Raw genomic sequence first — 469 nt, forward strand, 5'->3', positions numbered from 1 at the left:
AAGTTTGACGGAGTAATAAATATGAAAATCCGAGAAGTGAATGAGAATAAAAAGCAATTTATAGCATTATTGTTATTAGCTGATGAGCAGGAAAATATGATTGATCACTATCTTGAAAAAGGTACTATGTATGTACTTGAAGATGGTAATGTAAAAGCTGAATGTGTCGTTACTGATGAAGATAATGGAATACTTGAAATTAAAAATATTGCAGTTGATCCTCAGAATCAAGGACAGGGCTATGGGAAAGCATTGATTGACTTCTTTGCAAGTAAATATGCAGATGAATATTCTATTTTGCAGGTTGGAACAGGTGACAGCCCGTTGACCGTACCGTTTTATGAAAAATGCGGATTTGTCCGATCTCACAATATTCCGAATTTCTTTACGGACAATTATGACCACCCAATTTATGAGTGTGGTGTACAGTTAATAGATATGGTATATTTGCAAAGATGTTTATAACTTC

1 protein-coding gene is annotated in these 469 nt (G+C 33.9%); it reads left to right on the plus strand.

Translation table 11 applies throughout. From position 1 onward, the window contains the following. Window positions 1-21 precede the first annotated feature (21 nt). Entirely contained in the window at window positions 22-465 is a 444-nt protein-coding gene (locus HFM85_RS16030) for a GNAT family N-acetyltransferase (RefSeq protein ID WP_173739190.1), read from the plus strand. Window positions 466-469 lie beyond the last annotated feature (4 nt).

This window comes from Blautia schinkii (genome assembly GCF_013304825.1).
Lineage (GTDB): Bacteria > Bacillota > Clostridia > Lachnospirales > Lachnospiraceae > Blautia_A > Blautia_A schinkii_B.